This is a genomic window from Salininema proteolyticum (genome assembly GCF_042685645.1).
Taxonomy (GTDB): Bacteria; Actinomycetota; Actinomycetes; order Mycobacteriales; family Micromonosporaceae; genus Salininema; species Salininema proteolyticum.
On record NZ_JBHUNX010000001.1, the window covers coordinates 465,725 to 480,246 of the forward strand.

Genomic DNA, 14,522 nt, shown 5'->3' on the forward strand with positions numbered 1-14,522 from the left:
GGCTCCGCCCGTCGGGGCCGGGCGGCCGTTCCCGCCACACGATTAGGAACGATGGAGGGAACACGATGACTCGAAGAAGAACCGCCGTGGCGGCGGGGGCCGCCCTGGCGGCGCTCGCCGTGGCGGTCGCGCCCGGCTCCGCCGCCGCGAAGAACGGCCACCTGGCCGACCGGGCCGACGTCCGCGAAGCCGTGGAGGAGCTGTCCGTCGTCAATATCGACGACCCCCGCTCCGCGCTCAACCTGCCCGCCGAAGGCGCCGAGGAGACCCGGATCTCCTGGCGCTCCTCCCGGGAGGACGTGCTGTCGTCCGACGGCCGGGTGAACCGCCCCGAACCGGGGTCGGACGCGGTAGCCGTGACCCTCACGGCCACGGTCGAGAAGGACAGGGCGCGTGCGAAGAAGCGCTTCACCACCGAGGTTCCGGCCCTCCCCGAACAGGAGGACTACGCCGGATACTTCTTCACCTACTTCACCGGGGAGGGTTTCCCGGACGGCGAGCAGGTGTACGCCGCCCTCTCCGACGGCGAGGACCCGACGTCCTTCTCCGAACTCAACGGGGGAGCGCCGGTCCTCACCACGGACCAGGGCGAGGAGGGGGCGCGCGACCCCTTCCTGATCCGCTCTCCCGAGGGCGACCGGTTCTACCTCATCGCCACCGACCTCAAGATCCACGGGAACGGGGACTGGGACGGCGCCCAGCGGCACGGGTCCCGCTCCATCATGGTGTGGGAGTCGACCGACCTGGTGGACTGGTCGGAGGGCCGCCTCGTCGAGGTCTCGCCCGAGTCGGCCGGCAACACGTGGGCTCCGGAGGCCTACTGGGACGACGAGATCGACGCCTACGTCGTGTTCTGGGCGTCGAAGCTCTATGAGACGCCCGACCACTCCGACGACACGTACAACCGGATGATGTACTCGACCACGCGCGACTTCGTGGACTTCACCGAGCCGCGCGTGTGGGTCGACAAGGGGTACTCGACGATCGACTCGACCATCGCCGAGGACGACGGCGTCTACTACCGCTTCACCAAGGACGAGCGCTCCAACACCGGCGACAGCCCGTGCGGGAAGTTCATCCTGTCCGAGACGTCGGAGAGCCTGCGCGACACCGACTGGGACTTCCAGTCCGAGTGCATCGGCGCCGGAGCGATCAGCCAGGGCGAGGGGCCGCTCGTGTTCAAGTCGAACACCGAGGAGAAGTGGTACATGTTCATCGACGAGTACGGCGGCCGCGGGTATGTGGCGTTCGAGACCACCGACCTGGCCGCCGGGACGTGGACCGAGGCGGCCGGCCAGTCCCTGCCCGAGCACCCGCGCCACGGCACCGTGGTCCCGGTGACGGCGAGCGAGTACGAGAGGATCCAGCAGGCCTGGGGTTAGCCGACCCCGGCGAAGTAATCGATAAGTGTTGATCTTTGGCTCCGTCCTTGTTATAACGGGATAGAGAGAGCGCTCTCTTGAAATAGGTAAAGCCACCTATTTTTATGGGAGAGCGCTCTCCGTATCCGGGAACACAAGTCCGACAAGGGGAGAAGAGACCATGGATCCGACCCGAGACGACGGCGAAGACCGTACCGAGAGGCGAACGGACGGCACAGGTGCCCGGAGCGGCGCTCACGGCCGGCCCTCCGAAGGCGAATCCACCGTCCACAACGGCATAGCCGGTCGAGCCATCGCCCGCGAGAACACGGCCGAGAGCGCAGCCGGGAACAGAGCCTCAGGCGGCGGGCACGCTTCGCGCGGCGGCGCCGGAGCGGACCGCTTTCTCCGCGGCGACGGCAGGCGCAGCCGCGTCCTCCGTCGCGGCATGGCGGCCGCGGCAGCCGGCGTCCTGACGGCGGTATCCCTGGCCACCGCGCCCACCGCCTCCGCCGAGACCGACGCGGACGCCGCCCCCGGGGAAGCCGGCGCGGCCGCAGAATGGGACCTCGTCTGGGCCGACGAGTTCGACGGTCCGGCCGGCCAACTGCCCGACTCCTCCCTGTGGCAGTTCGACATCGGCCACTCCTACCCCGGCGGCCCCGACAACTGGGGCACCGGAGAGATCGCCTACCACACCGACGACCCCGACAACATCTCCCTCGACGGGAACGGGAACCTGGAGATCACCGCGCTCCGGGACGCGAACGGGGACTGGACCTCGGCCCGCATCGAGACCCACCGCGGCGACTTCAAACCCCCTGCCGGCGGCAGCCTCCGGATCGAGGGGAACCTCCAGATCCCCGGAGTCACCGGCGACGCCGCCCTCGGGTACTGGCCCGCCTTCTGGGCCCTCGGCTCCCCTTACCGAGGGAACTACTGGAACTGGCCCGCCATCGGCGAGTTCGACATCATGGAGAACGTCAACGGCAACGACTGGGTCGCCGCCGTCCTCCACTGCGGAGTCCCCCAGGGCGGCCCCTGCAACGAGACCCTCGGCCTCGGCCATGAGACCGCCTGCCCGACCGGCCCCTGCCCCGGCGAGTTCCACGAGTACGCCTTCGAATGGGACGACTCCGGGCCCTCCCAGCAGCTCCGCTGGTACGTCGACGGACAGCTCCACCACACCGTCTCCGAGGCGGACATGCCCGCCGACACCTGGGCGGACATGACCGGGCACGCCGGGTACTTCATCCTGCTCAACCTCGCCATCGGCGGCGCCTTCCCCGACGGCGTCGCGGGATTCCCGACTCCTACCGCCGCCACCGAGTCCGGCCACTCGCTCCTGGTGGACTACGTCCGCGTCTACACCGCCGACGGAGACCCCTGCGGCGACTGCGACCCCGACCCGGGCGACGGGCACGACGCCTACGAGCCGATCGCGGCGACATCCTACGACGGATCCTCCGGAGTCCCGACCGCCGACGACTCCGTCGGCCCGCTCTCCAACGGCGACTGGCTGCGGTTCGACGGCGTCGAGTTCGGGTCGCAGCCGCCGCTCGACGTGGTCGCCACCGTCGCCTCCGGAGCCCCCGACGGGGTCAGCGGCCTGGTAGAGGTCCGGATCGGCTCACCGACCGCGCCGCCCATCGGATCGTTCGCCCTGGGGAGCACCGGCGGGTGGAACTCGTTCACCGACATTCCGGGCAATGTGGACGGACCCACCGGCACCCACAACGTCTACCTCACCTTCACCGCCGGACACGGCGAACCCTACGTCACCGTGCGGTCCTTCCGGTTCCGCCGCTGACGCTCCGGCCCGGGCCGACGGGTCCCGACCCGGTGATCGATTCGAATAGCACGCGCTTCGCGCACCGTCAACCGGACGGTGCGCGAAGCGGCTTGCGGGTCAGCAGGTGCCGCGCCGGATGAGCTGCGTCGGCAGGACGACGTTCGCGATCTCCTCCTCGCCCTCGAGGAGCATGAGCATCTGCTTGGCCAGGGCGGCGCCGATCTCGTCGATCGGCTGGCGCACGGTCGTCAGCCCCGGCTCGGTGAAGGCCGCCATCTCCATGTCGTCGAACCCGACGAGCGCGATGTCGTCGGGAACGGAGATCCCCTTCTGCTGCAGGTGCTGCAGCGCCCCGTAGGCCATCAGGTCGGAGGCGGCGAACACCGCGTCGGGGGTGTCCTCCCACGTCCCCTCGTCCAGAAGCACGCCTATGGCGTTGTGGCCCGACTCCTTGGTGAAGTCGCCGAAGACGATCTGCGTGCCCGTCCCCAGCGCCTTCGACTCCTCGGCGTAGGCGGCCAGGCGCTCGCGGCCGGCGACCATGGTCTGCGGGCCGGCGATGGTGGCGATGCGCCGGCAGCCGCGCTCGTACATGTGCCGCAGCGCCTCGCGGACCCCGCTGCGGTGGTCGACGTCCACATAGGGGATCGACGACCCCTTCTGGGCGCCGTTGCACACCACCGGGATCCCCGACCGGTGGACGAGTTCCGGCAGGGGGTCGCCGTCGCGCAGCGAGGCGAAGACGACGCCGTCGACGTGCCCGCTCAGGGCGTAGCGCTCGATGCGCCGGTGCCCGTCCTCGGACCCCGCCGTCAACAGGAGCATCAGCTTCCCGGCGGCCTCGAACTCGGCGGCGGCGCTGCGGATGACGTTGGGGAAGAACTGGTCGTCGCTGAAGACGCGGTCGGTCGGTTCGGGGAGGATGAGGGCCACGGTGTCCGTCCGCCTCGTGACCAGCGAGCGCGCCGCCGCGTTGGGCACGTATCCGAGCTTCTCCGCCGCCCGTTCGACCTTGGCGCGCAGCCCGGCGTCGACGGTCCTCTCCCCGCGCAGCGCCCGCGAGGCGGTGGCCCGCGAGACTCCCGCCTCGGCGGCCACCTGCACGAGCGTGGGGCGTTCTCTCCGATTCGCGTTGCGTCCGGCCACGGCGCCGACTCCTCTCAACCTTTGACGGCTCCCTCCATGATGCCACTGATCATGTGGCGGCCCAGCACCGCGAAGACCGCCAGGAGCGGGAGCGTGGAGAGGAGTGTCCCGGTCAGGACGAGCGACCGGTCGGAGACGTAGCCGCCGGCGAGGGTGGAGAGGGAGACCTGGACGGTGTGGCTCTCCGGGGAGGAGAGGACGACCAGGGGCCAGAAGTAGTCGTTCCAGGCGGTCAGGAAGGTGAGGACGCCGAGGACGACGGCGGCGGGCCGCGCGGCGGGGAGGACGATGCTCCAGAACACGCGGAGGGTGGAGGCGCCGTCGACTCGCGCGGCCTCGATGAGCTCGGCCGGCAGGGCCGAGGAGAGGTACTGCGTCATGAAGAAGACGCCGAAGGCGTTGACGAGCGCGGGGAGGATGAGGGCGAGGAGGGTGTCGGCGAAGCCTAGGCGGACCATGAGCATGTAGAGGGGTATGACCCCCAGCTGCATGGGCACCATCATGGTGGCGATGACGCCGACGAGGAGCACGCGGGATCCCTTGAACCGCAGGCGGGCGAAGGCGAACCCGGCGAGCGTCGAGAAGAGGACGGTCGACAGGGCGACGGTGGTGGACACGATGGCGCTGTTGGCCAGTGCCGCGCCGAAGGGCACGGTGTCGAAGACGCGGACGGTGTTCTCCCAGAGGTTCGCCCCGGGCGTCAGCGGCGGCGGCGTCTCGGCCAGGGCCGCGTTGTCGCGGGAGGCGACGACGAGGCTGTAGTAGAGCGGGAAGATCGAGAAGAACATGACCGCCGTCAGGGTCAGGTAGGCGAGGCGGCCGGGCCGGTCGCGCAGGACGAGCAGGCGGCGGCGGGTGCTGTGCGGTTTCACGGCGGGCTCCTTGGTCGGGGTCTCGCTCATCGGTCGGAGGAGATGCGGCGGGACAGGGCGAGGTTCACCAGCGAGACGATCACGATGACGGCGAACATGGTCCATGCGACGGCGGAGGCGTAGCCGAACTGGAAGCCGCGGTTGAAGCCGTGCTCGTACAGGTAGAGCGTGAGGGTCTGGAACTGGCGCGAGGATCCTCCGGTCGTCCCCGACGGCCCGCCGCCGGCGAACAGCTGCGGTTCGGCGAAGATCTGGAGTCCGTAGATGGTGGAGACGATGACGGTGAAGATGATCGTCGGGCGGATGGAGGGGACGGTGACCTTCCACAGCTGCTGCCACCTGGTGGCGCCGTCGATGCGGGCGGCCTCGTACAGCTCTCTGGGGACGGTGAGGATCGCCGCGAGGTAGATGAGGGCGTTGTACCCGGTCCACTTCCAGGCGACCATGGTCGCGATCGCGATGTGGGAGGTCGCCGTCCCCGCCTGCCAGTCGACGCGGCCGGCTCCGAAGAGTTCGAGGGTCCAGTTGACCAGTCCGAAGTCCCGTCCGAACAGCTGGCTGAAGATGACGGCGACGGCGACGACCGAGGCGATGTTGGGCAGCAGCAGGCCCATCCGGAAGAACGTGGGGGCGCGCACCCTCATGGCGAGGATGTTCGCCAGGATGAGCGCGGCGAACAGCTGGGGGAGCGTGGCCAGGACGAGGATGCTCGCCGTGTTGCCCAGCGCGTTCCAGAAGTAGGGGTCGGACAGCAGGGTCGTGTAGTTGGCCAGTCCGACGAACGCGTGGTCGTCGGACAGCAGCGACCAGTCGTGCAGGGAGACCCACGCGGTGAAGGCGAGTGGGAAGACGCCGAACACCGCGAACAGGAGGTAGAACGGGGCGATGTAGAGGTAGGGCGACAGTCGCGCGTTCCGGCGCGATCGCCGCCGTGTCGTCTCCGCGGTCGTCACGGTGCGGTCAATCCAGGGTCGCTATGTCGGAGAGGACCTGGTCCCATGCCTCGTCCGGCGACTGGGAGCCCTCTTCGATCCGTCCGAGGCCCTGGCCGATCATGGTCATGATGTCGCCTTCCAGGGGGCCGTGGTACTTCGGCTCGACGGCCTCGGCCGCCTCGGTGAAGATCCGTCCGGTCGGGGCGTCGTTGAAGTAGGCGGAGGTCTGGGAGGTGAAGGCCTCGTCGTCGTAGAGCTCGGGCGTGGAGGGGAAGTTCCCGGTCTGTTCGAAGATCTTCAGCTGCTGCTCGGGGCGGGTGAGCCACTCGATGAACTCGTAGGCCGCTTGGGCGTTGTCGCTCTGCTCGGGGACGACGAGGTGGGAGCCGCCCATGTTGCCGGAGCCGCCGGGGACGGTGGCGATGTCCCACTTGCCGGCGGCCTCGGGGGCGTTGTCCTCGATGTAGGCGGTCATCCAGGCGGGGCAGATGATCGTCGCGAAGGTGCCCTCGGCGAAGCTGGCGTTCCACTCGGGGGTGTAGGCCTCGAGTTCGTTGGACATGCCGGCCTCGATGGCCCGGACGGTCAGGTCCCAGGCCTCGGCCACGGCCGGGTCGTCGGCGGTGACGGTGCCGTCGTTCGCGTAGACGCCGGTCGGCGCCTGGTCGACCATCGCCCGGAACATGTTGCCGGAGGACTCGAAGAAGTGGCTGTCGCCGGAGGCGGCGAGGTAGCGTTCCCCGACGTCCACGTAGTCCTCCCACGAGTCCTGCCACAGGGCGGAGACCTCGTCGCGGTCGGTGGGGAGCCCGGCCGCCTCGAAGAGGTCGCTGCGGTAGCACATCGCCATGCCGCCGACGTCGGTGCCGAGTCCGATGACCCGGTCGCCGTCGGCGGTGAGGGCCTGGTTCCACTTCCAGTCCAGCCAGCGCTCTTCGTGGTCGCCCGCGCCGAGTTCGGAGAGGTCGGTGAAGCGGTCGGGGTTGGCGGCGTACTGGCTGATGTAGGAGACCTCGACCGCTTCGATGTCGGCGGCCCCGGACCCGGTGGCCAGGTGGGCGGTGAGGTTGGTGTGGTGGTCGGCGAACTCGGAGACGCGCTCCTCGAACTCGATGTCGGGGTGGGCCTCCTCGTACTCCTCGTAGAGCGGGCCGAAGCCGAAGTCGCCGAAGAGCCCGACGGTGAGGGTGGTCTTTCCGTCGTCGGAGCCGCAGGCGGCCAGGGTGCCGGCGGCGAGGACGGCGATCGCCCCGGCGGCCGTGCCGCGCAGGGTTTTTCGGTGCGGGGACTTGCGGTGCGGGGCCTTTCGTCCCGGGGTGGTCCGTGCGGTGGTCGGGTCGGTGGGGCTGGGGGCGGCGCCCGGGCGGGCGCTTTGTTTTCCGTTCATGGTCCCGGTCTTTCCGCGCTCTCAGAGAGCGCTCTCTCGTAAGATTGAAATATATTCGTAGCACTCAATTTCAACGCACGTCAATGCTCATTTATAAGATTGTTACATTCACATTGATCTTGAGAGAGCGCTCTCCCACTGTTAACCTGACGCAAGAGATCCACAGTCAGGGATCCACCGCCCTGGAACCCGATCGGAAAGGGACACCCATGACCGCACTCCGCTTCCCCGACGCCTTCCGATGGGGGACCGCCACAGCCGCCTACCAGGTGGAAGGCGCCGTCGACGAGGACGGGAGGGGACCGTCCGTCTGGGACGCCTTCAGCGCCGAGCCCGGACGCGTGCACCGCGGGCAGACCGGCGCGGTCGCCTGCGACCACTACCACCGCTGGAGGGACGACGTGGCGCTCATGGCCGACCTCGGCCTCCAGACCTACCGCTTCTCCATCTCCTGGCCCCGCGTCCAGCCCGACGGCTCCGGACCGGTCAATCCGAAGGGCGTCGAGTTCTACGACCGGCTGGTCGACGAGCTCCTCGAAGCGGGCATCGATCCCATGCCCACCCTGTACCACTGGGACCTGCCCCGCGCCCTCCAGGACCGGGGAGGCTGGACCGAGCGCGAGACGGTGCACCGGTTCGCCGAGTACGCCGACACCATGGGCTCGGTCCTGGCCGACCGCGTCGGGACCTGGTGGACGATCAACGAACCCTGGTGCGTCGCCTACCTGGGACACGCCAGCGGCGAACACGCCCCCGGGCACCGGGATCCGGCCGAGGCCTTCACCGTCGTCCACCACCAGCTCCTGGCCCACGGCCTCGCAGTCAAGGCCCTGCGGACCAACGGCGCCGACCGGGTCTCCATGGCCGTGAACCCCTCCGAGGTCCGCATAGCCGACGACGTCCTCGGCAGCCCCGACATCGAGCACCACGTCGCGCGCCGGATCATCGACGGACTGGCCACCCGGATATTCCTCGACCCCGTCCTCAAGGGCCACTACCCCTCCGACGTCATAGGGCACACCATGCGCTTCACCGACTGGTCGTTCGTCCGCCCCGGGGACCTCGCGGCGATCAGCGAGCCGATCGACATGCTGGGAGTCAACTACTACAGCCCGGCCTGGGTCAAGGCCGAGCCTGGAGCGCCGGCGATGGACGTCTACCCCGGTTCGGAGGGGATCGCCGGATGGGAGCCGGCCGACCTGCCCCGCACCGCCATGGACTGGCCCGTGGACGCGACCGGACTGCGGGACCTCCTGCTGCGGCTCCACCGCGACTACCGGGTCCCCCTGTACGTCACCGAGAACGGGACGGCCGTCGAGGAGAAGGCCGACGCCGACGGGCGGGTGGAGGACCGCGAGCGGATCGACTACCTGAGGTCGCACATCGCCGCCGTGCACGAGGCGATCGAGCAGGGCGCCGACGTGCGCGGGTACACGGCCTGGTCGCTGATGGACAACTTCGAGTGGGCCTACGGGTACGCCAAGCGGTTCGGGCTCGTGCGCGTGGACTACCGCACGCAGAGGCGCGTGCCGAAGGCCAGCGCGCACTGGTTCTCGCAGGTGGTGCGGGACAACGGCCTCGACGTCTGAGGCGGTCCGGGGCGGGCCGTCCGCGCGGGGGTCCAGGCCGGGTGGCGGCAGCGGCGGTTACGCCTGCGCCGGGCGAACTGTCCGCGCGGTGTCCCGAACCCCCGCGCCGCTCCGTCCACTATCCGCGGAGCGCGGTCAGGGCCGCAGCGCCAGCGCCCCGTCGGCCGGTCCGGCGACCGTGAAAGCCGGCTCGGGGAGCCCGCGCTTCGCGGCTGCTTCCCGCACCCGGTCTTCGACGCGTCCCACCGCGCCCCGCTCGACCAGGGCTATGGCGCTGCCGCCGAATCCGCCCCCGACCATGCGCGCACCGAGCGCCCCGGCCTCCACGGCGGCGTCGACGGCCGAGTCCAACTCCGGCGAGCTGACCTCGAAGTCGTCCCTCAGCGAGGCGTGCGACGCGTTCAGCAGGGCGCCGACGGTCGCGAAGTCGTTGTCCCGCAGAGCGTTCACGGCCTTCCGCACCCGCTCCGTCTCGCCGACCACATGGCGCGCCCGGCCGTGGAGGACCGGATCGGCCAGCCGGTCGAGGTCCTCCGTCCGGGCGTCGGCCAACTGCCGGACTCCCAGGATCTCCCGCGCCTTCTCGCAGTGGGCTCGCCGGGCCGCGTACTCGCCGTCGACCAGGCGGTGCGGGGCCCGCGAGTCCATCACGAGCACGCACAGCCCCCGAAGGTCGACGCGGAAGGGGATGTAGTCGTACTCCTTCGAGGCGGAGTCGAACCACAGCACGTGGTCCGACCGCCCGAGAAGGGACGCGGCCTGGTCCATGTTCCCGCACGGCATGCCGACGTAGGCGTTCTCCACGCGCTGCGCGATGTCGATCTGCGCCTCCGGGGCGATCTCCAGGCCGTAGAGGTCCGCCATGGCCCGAAGGACGGCGCACGTCAGGGCCGCCGAAGAGGAGAGGCCCGCCCCGAGGGGCACCGTCCCGTGCACGGCCATCGCGGCCGGCCCGGTCTCGAACCCGAAGTCGCGCAGCGCGTCCTGGACCCCGGTCGCGTAGACGGTCCACGAGTCGGAGCCCGAGTCCGCCGTCGACGCCAGGCGCCACCGGTCGGACTTCGCCGCGGCGACGACGCAGTAGCGGCCGATGGCGAACGGCATGACCGCTCCGCCGGAGTGGTCGACGTGCTCGCCGATCAGGTTGACGCGGCCGGGCGCGGCGCGGACCGTTTCCGGTTCGGCGCCGAAGCGCTCGCGGAACAGGGCGGCGGCCCGGTCGGCCTGCTCGGGTGGAATGGGCATGGTCTCCTGCTCTCCTTCGTGCGGGCGGACGTCTCCGGCTCTCGCGGCCGTCGGCCCGTCGTCACGCGGCGGCATAGGCCTCTGCCAGACGGGCGGCGATCTCCTCCGGGACGACGTCGTTGACGAACGCCCCCATGAGGGACTCCGAAGAGGCGAGGTACTTGATCTTGCCGGGCGCCCGACGCGGCGATACCAGCTGGTGGCTCAGACGCCAGGCCTCGGCGGTGCGCGGGTCGCCGTCGCGCGGGGCCTGCCTCCATGCTGCCATGTACGGGACGTCGGCGCCCAGGACGGACTCCAGGGCTCGCAGCAGCCTGCGGTACATCTCGGCGAAGGAGCGGCGCTGGCGGCCGCTCAGCCCGGGCAGGTCGGACACCGGGTCGAGCGGGCAGATGCGGAGCTCGCAGGGCCAGCGGGCGCTGTAGGGGACGAAGGCGATCCAGTCCTCGCTGCGGGCGACCACGCGCGGGCCGACGGTCTCGGCGGCGATCAGGTCCTCGAAGAGGTTGCGCCCCCGGTGCTCCAGGTAGGCCGCCGCCGACTCGAGGACGCGCTCTGTGTCGGGCGTCGTGTACGGGTAGGCGTAGATCTGCCCGTGCGGATGGTGCAGGGTCACGCCGATGTCGACGCCGTGGTTCTCGAAGCAGGCCACCTCCCGCACGTCGTCGCGCCCGAGCAGTTCTTCGCTGCGGCGGGCCTGGACCGCGACGATGTCGGCGATCCGCTCGGTGGAGAGGGACGACAGGGTCGCGTCGTGGTCGTCGGAGAAGCAGACGACCTCGCAGTGGCCGTTGGCGGGTCGGGAGAGGCCCATCTCGGCGAAGTGCTCGGAGGGCTTGCCGTCCGGGGAGCCGGTCCCGGTCAGCGACGGGAACCGGTTGTCGAAGACGGCGATGTCGTAGCCGGGCGCGGGGATCTCGGTCAGGCCGGAGGCGGGAGACGGGGCGCGGGATCCGCACTCTCCGGTGCGGGGTTCGGGCGGGGCGACGGGTGTGGGGCACAGGGGGCAGTCGACCGGCAGGAGCGGGCGGCCGTTGCGGGAGGCCGATACGACGACCCATTCCCGGCGCAGGACGTCCCAGCGGCGTTCGCCCTGGCGGGGAGGGGGACCGGTCTCGCGCCGGTCGGGATGGGCGGCGGGTCCGCGGCACTCGCCGGTCTCGCTCCGGTCCGTCGAGCGGGGCGACGACGAACTCGTTTCGGAATGGGCGGCCGTTCCGCCGCCTTCGCCCTTCTCGCCCCGGTGCACTGCCGTTTCGGGGGAGGGACCGCCGTCTTCCCCGCCGTCGTCGCGGTCGGAGCGGAAGTACCGGAGACGGCGGCCGTCGGCGAGCGCGACGGCCTCCTCGCTGAGACAGTCCATGGGCGTTCCTTCAGTCGGAGGGCGGGGCGCCCTCGCCCGACTCGTCTCCGTCGAGCGGGGCGACGACGAGCTCGGTGAGCTCGTCGATCGTTTCCTGGGTCTCGAGGTCCATCCTCGAGTCGGTGATGACGGCGTCGGCGTCCTCGAGGCGGGCGATCGTGGCGAGGCCGACGGTCTTCCACTTGGTGTGGTCGGCCAGGACGATCAGGTTGCGCCCCTTCTGCGAGAACGCCGTGAGGGTCTCGGCTTCCATGAGGTTCGGGGTGGTGAAGCCCGATTCCAGGCTCATGCCGTGGACTCCCAGGAAGACGGTGTCGACGTTGATCGTGGTGAGCGAGTTGACGGCGAAGGGTCCGACGAGCGCGTCGGAGGGGGTGCGGATGCCGCCGGTGAGGATGACGGTCTGGTCGGCGCGGCCGTTGCGGTAGAAGACGTCGGCGACGGGGATGGAGTTGGTGACGACCGTCAGCTGCGGGGTGTCGGCCAGCTGCTGCGCCATCATCCACGTCGTGGTCCCGGCGGAGATGGCGATGGCCTGGCCGGGTTTGACGTAGGAGGCGGCGGTCTTGGCGATGGCGGTCTTCTCCGCCTGTTCGCGGACCTTCTTGGCGGTGAAGCCCGGTTCCGCCGCGGCGCTCAGGTCGACGCGGGTGGCCCCGCCGTGGACTTTGTTCAGTTTGCCGAGTTCGGACAGGAAGTCGAGGTCGCGGCGGATGGTCATGTCGGAGACGCCGAAGGCGTCCACCAGCTCGGTGACGCGCACGGCTCCCTTTTCGGCCAGGACCTCCAGGATTCGAGCCTGCCTCTGTTTAGCCAACATGATTCCTCACTACCTCACACTAACACACATAATCAAACAAAAATAATCACCCGCCGGTATTCACCTGACTACCGGACCCTCAGTGTAGAGGGGGCGACTGACGCCGGACCGATGAAGTTATGCCCTTATTGGACGGATCGCACGCCGTTGATGCGGGGTTATGCGGGCCGGGCCGTGCTGTGGGGACGCCCCGCCAAGGCCGCTCGGGTTGGGGACAGTCTACTCTGCCGACGCCTCCTGGCCCTGCGGGCGTGGCGAGCCGTCCCGGGGCACGGAGGGGGATCCGGCCTTTCCCGCAGGCGCCGGGCGGGCCCGGCGGGCCGGTGCGGCCGCGGCGGCCCGGAGGTGGACGGGGGTGCGCCGGCCATCGGCGGACGGGGGCGGGGCGGCCGCGAACCGGTCGTGTTCCAACAAGCAGCCGACGCCATCGGACATGACCCTAGGTCGCCGGTCAATCGTTCTCCGTAGATGAATGGGGCGGATCCAGGGCGGTACGGCGCCCTGATGGCGGAATGCCGCCGCATGTCACGGGATTTCCTGCGCTACACCATATTCAGTGGCCAGTCCAGGGGATCGCCGGTATCGCTCCGATAGCGGTAATGTTAAAAAATGATTACAAATGAGAATTTGTGTTGATTTTCGTTTGAATACGGAGAGATATTGGCAACATCGATGTCTACGGCAGCAGCCTGTCCGGAGCGAACCTCCGACGGCGGGCCGATCGCACGGGACGCGGCCGTCGGTGAAGGCCGAAAAGCGCCGGCGGGCGCCGACAGCGACGCCCGCCGCGAAGACCTTCGGGAATCGGAACGGCGATCGGGTCTCCGCGCCCGGGAGCCGTCCGCATCCCGCCGGGAGATCGACCACGCATCCGTTCGTCAAAGAAGACAGGACTTCACCATGCAGGACTTCAGCCTGAAACGACGCCACTTGCTGGCCGCGGGCGGGGCCGCCGCCCTGTCGGCCCCGCTCCTGACCGCCTGCGCCAGCGGCGACGGCGGCGGCAAGGACAAGATCGGCGTCTCCATGCCCACCCAGACCTCCGAGCGCTGGATCGCCGACGGCGACAACGTGAAGGCCCAGCTCGAGGAAGCGGGCTACGACGTCATCCTCAACTTCGCCGCCGACAAGGTCGACCGCCAGATCAACCAGATCGAGACCATGGTCTCCCAGGGCGTCGTCGCGCTCGTCATCGCCGCGAAGGACGGCTCCACCCTCGGCGGAGTCCTCGGACAGGCCAAAGAGGACGACATCCCCGTCATCGCCTACGACCGCCTCATCACCGAGACCGAGGACGTCGACTACTACGTCACCTTCGACAACTACAACGTCGGAGTCCTCCAGGGGCAGTACATCGTCGACGCCCTCGGCCTCGACGACACCGACGAGGCGTTCAACATCGAACTGTTCGCCGGGTCCCTCGACGACAACAACGCCTTCTTCTTCTGGGACGGCGCCATCGACACCCTCAAGCCCTACATCGACGACGGGAAGCTCGTAGTCCGCTCCGGCCAGACCGAGATCGAACAGGCCGCCACCGAGAGCTGGCTCGCCGAGAACGCCCAGGACCGCATGGACAACATCCTGTCCACCCACTACTCCTCCGAGAAGGTCGACGCGGTCCTCGCCCCGTTCGACGGCATCAGCCGCGGCATCATCGCCTCCCTCGAGAGCAACGGCTACACCGGAGAAGACCTCCCGGTCATCACCGGCCAGGACGCCGAACTGGAGTCGGTCAAGGCGATCATCGACGGCCGCCAGACCCAGACGGTCTTCAAGGACACCCGCGAACTCGCCAAGGTCGCCGTGAGCATGGTCGAGGACCTCCTCGCCGGGGAGGACCCCGAGGTCAACGACACCGAGACCTACGACAACGGCAAGAAGGTCGTCGAATCCTACCTCCTCGAACCGGTCAACGTGGACGCCTCCAACTGGGAAGAGCTCCTCGTCGGATCGGACTACTACACCGAGGACGACTTCAAGTAGCCGGAGCGGCACGGGCCCGCGCCCAC

11 protein-coding genes are annotated in these 14,522 nt (G+C 69.5%); 4 read left to right on the plus strand and 7 right to left on the minus strand.

What is annotated here, in order from left to right; genetic code table 11:
- Nucleotides 1-65 precede the first annotated feature (65 nt).
- Both ACFTE1_RS02115 and ACFTE1_RS02120 read left to right on the plus strand, forming a co-directional pair.
- Entirely contained in the window at nt 66-1,382 is a 1,317-nt protein-coding gene (locus tag ACFTE1_RS02115) for an immunoglobulin-like domain-containing protein (RefSeq protein WP_380620437.1), read from the plus strand.
- A gap of 427 nt (nt 1,383-1,809) precedes the next feature.
- Entirely contained in the window at nt 1,810-3,171 is a 1,362-nt protein-coding gene (locus tag ACFTE1_RS02120) for a carbohydrate-binding protein (RefSeq protein WP_380620509.1), read from the plus strand.
- Between the two features lie 99 nt (nt 3,172-3,270).
- On the opposite strand, the gene ACFTE1_RS02125 is transcribed toward ACFTE1_RS02120, so the two are convergent.
- The 4 genes from ACFTE1_RS02125 to ACFTE1_RS02140 are packed head-to-tail and all read right to left on the minus strand — an operon-like array spanning nt 3,271 to nt 7,493.
- Nucleotides 3,271-4,299: a LacI family DNA-binding transcriptional regulator gene (locus tag ACFTE1_RS02125; RefSeq protein ID WP_380620439.1), complete on the minus strand. Its 1,029-nt coding sequence runs from the start codon at nt 4,297-4,299 to the stop codon at nt 3,271-3,273.
- A gap of 14 nt (nt 4,300-4,313) precedes the next feature.
- A complete protein-coding gene (locus ACFTE1_RS02130; protein ID WP_380620441.1) occupies nt 4,314-5,201 on the minus strand; it encodes a carbohydrate ABC transporter permease in 888 nt (295 codons plus the stop codon).
- Nucleotides 5,198-6,124 (minus strand): carbohydrate ABC transporter permease, encoded by a 927-nt coding sequence (locus ACFTE1_RS02135; RefSeq protein WP_380620443.1) that lies wholly within the window; start codon nt 6,122-6,124, stop codon nt 5,198-5,200. The genes ACFTE1_RS02130 and ACFTE1_RS02135 overlap by 4 nt, the downstream gene beginning before the upstream one ends.
- A 7-nt stretch (nt 6,125-6,131) precedes the next feature.
- Nucleotides 6,132-7,493: an ABC transporter substrate-binding protein gene (locus tag ACFTE1_RS02140; RefSeq protein ID WP_380620445.1), complete on the minus strand. Its 1,362-nt coding sequence runs from the start codon at nt 7,491-7,493 to the stop codon at nt 6,132-6,134.
- Between the two features lie 209 nt (nt 7,494-7,702).
- On the opposite strand from ACFTE1_RS02140, the gene ACFTE1_RS02145 reads away from it, so the two are divergent.
- A complete protein-coding gene (locus ACFTE1_RS02145) occupies nt 7,703-9,082 on the plus strand; it encodes a GH1 family beta-glucosidase (RefSeq protein ID WP_380620447.1) in 1,380 nt (459 codons plus the stop codon).
- Nucleotides 9,083-9,217: 135 nt separating this feature from the next.
- Here the strand turns inward: ACFTE1_RS02145 and galK are convergent, their stop codons facing one another.
- From galK to ACFTE1_RS02160, 3 genes are all read right to left on the minus strand, one after another.
- Entirely contained in the window at nt 9,218-10,327 is a 1,110-nt protein-coding gene (gene galK, locus ACFTE1_RS02150) for a galactokinase (protein ID WP_380620449.1), read from the minus strand.
- 61 nt (nt 10,328-10,388) lie between these two features.
- Nucleotides 10,389-11,690, minus strand: coding sequence for a galactose-1-phosphate uridylyltransferase (gene galT / locus ACFTE1_RS02155; RefSeq protein ID WP_380620451.1), 1,302 nt, complete (start codon nt 11,688-11,690; stop codon nt 10,389-10,391).
- A 10-nt stretch (nt 11,691-11,700) separates the two neighbouring features.
- Nucleotides 11,701-12,510, minus strand: a complete 810-nt coding sequence (locus ACFTE1_RS02160) for a DeoR/GlpR family DNA-binding transcription regulator (protein ID WP_380620453.1) — start codon at nt 12,508-12,510, stop codon at nt 11,701-11,703.
- 900 nt (nt 12,511-13,410) lie between these two features.
- Here ACFTE1_RS02160 and chvE point away from each other — a divergent pair.
- Nucleotides 13,411-14,496, plus strand: a complete 1,086-nt coding sequence (gene chvE / locus ACFTE1_RS02165) for a multiple monosaccharide ABC transporter substrate-binding protein (protein ID WP_380620455.1) — start codon at nt 13,411-13,413, stop codon at nt 14,494-14,496.
- Nucleotides 14,497-14,522: the final 26 nt, after the last annotated feature.

What these genes read in the sequence shown, in the direction of transcription:
- ACFTE1_RS02145 (WP_380620447.1), top strand. Translation starts at nt 7,703, where the DNA reads ATGACCGCACTCCGCTTCCCCGACGCCTTCCGATGGGGGACCGCCACA.
- galK (WP_380620449.1), bottom strand. Translation starts at nt 10,327, where the DNA reads ATGCCCATTCCACCCGAGCAGGCCGACCGGGCCGCCGCCCTGTTCCGC.
- chvE (WP_380620455.1), top strand. Translation starts at nt 13,411, where the DNA reads ATGCAGGACTTCAGCCTGAAACGACGCCACTTGCTGGCCGCGGGCGGG.
- galT (WP_380620451.1), bottom strand. Translation starts at nt 11,690, where the DNA reads ATGGACTGTCTCAGCGAGGAGGCCGTCGCGCTCGCCGACGGCCGCCGT.
- ACFTE1_RS02130 (WP_380620441.1), bottom strand. Translation starts at nt 5,201, where the DNA reads ATGAGCGAGACCCCGACCAAGGAGCCCGCCGTGAAACCGCACAGCACC.
- ACFTE1_RS02160 (WP_380620453.1), bottom strand. Translation starts at nt 12,510, where the DNA reads ATGTTGGCTAAACAGAGGCAGGCTCGAATCCTGGAGGTCCTGGCCGAA.
- ACFTE1_RS02120 (WP_380620509.1), top strand. Translation starts at nt 1,810, where the DNA reads ATGGCGGCCGCGGCAGCCGGCGTCCTGACGGCGGTATCCCTGGCCACC.
- ACFTE1_RS02115 (WP_380620437.1), top strand. Translation starts at nt 66, where the DNA reads ATGACTCGAAGAAGAACCGCCGTGGCGGCGGGGGCCGCCCTGGCGGCG.
- ACFTE1_RS02140 (WP_380620445.1), bottom strand. Translation starts at nt 7,493, where the DNA reads ATGAACGGAAAACAAAGCGCCCGCCCGGGCGCCGCCCCCAGCCCCACC.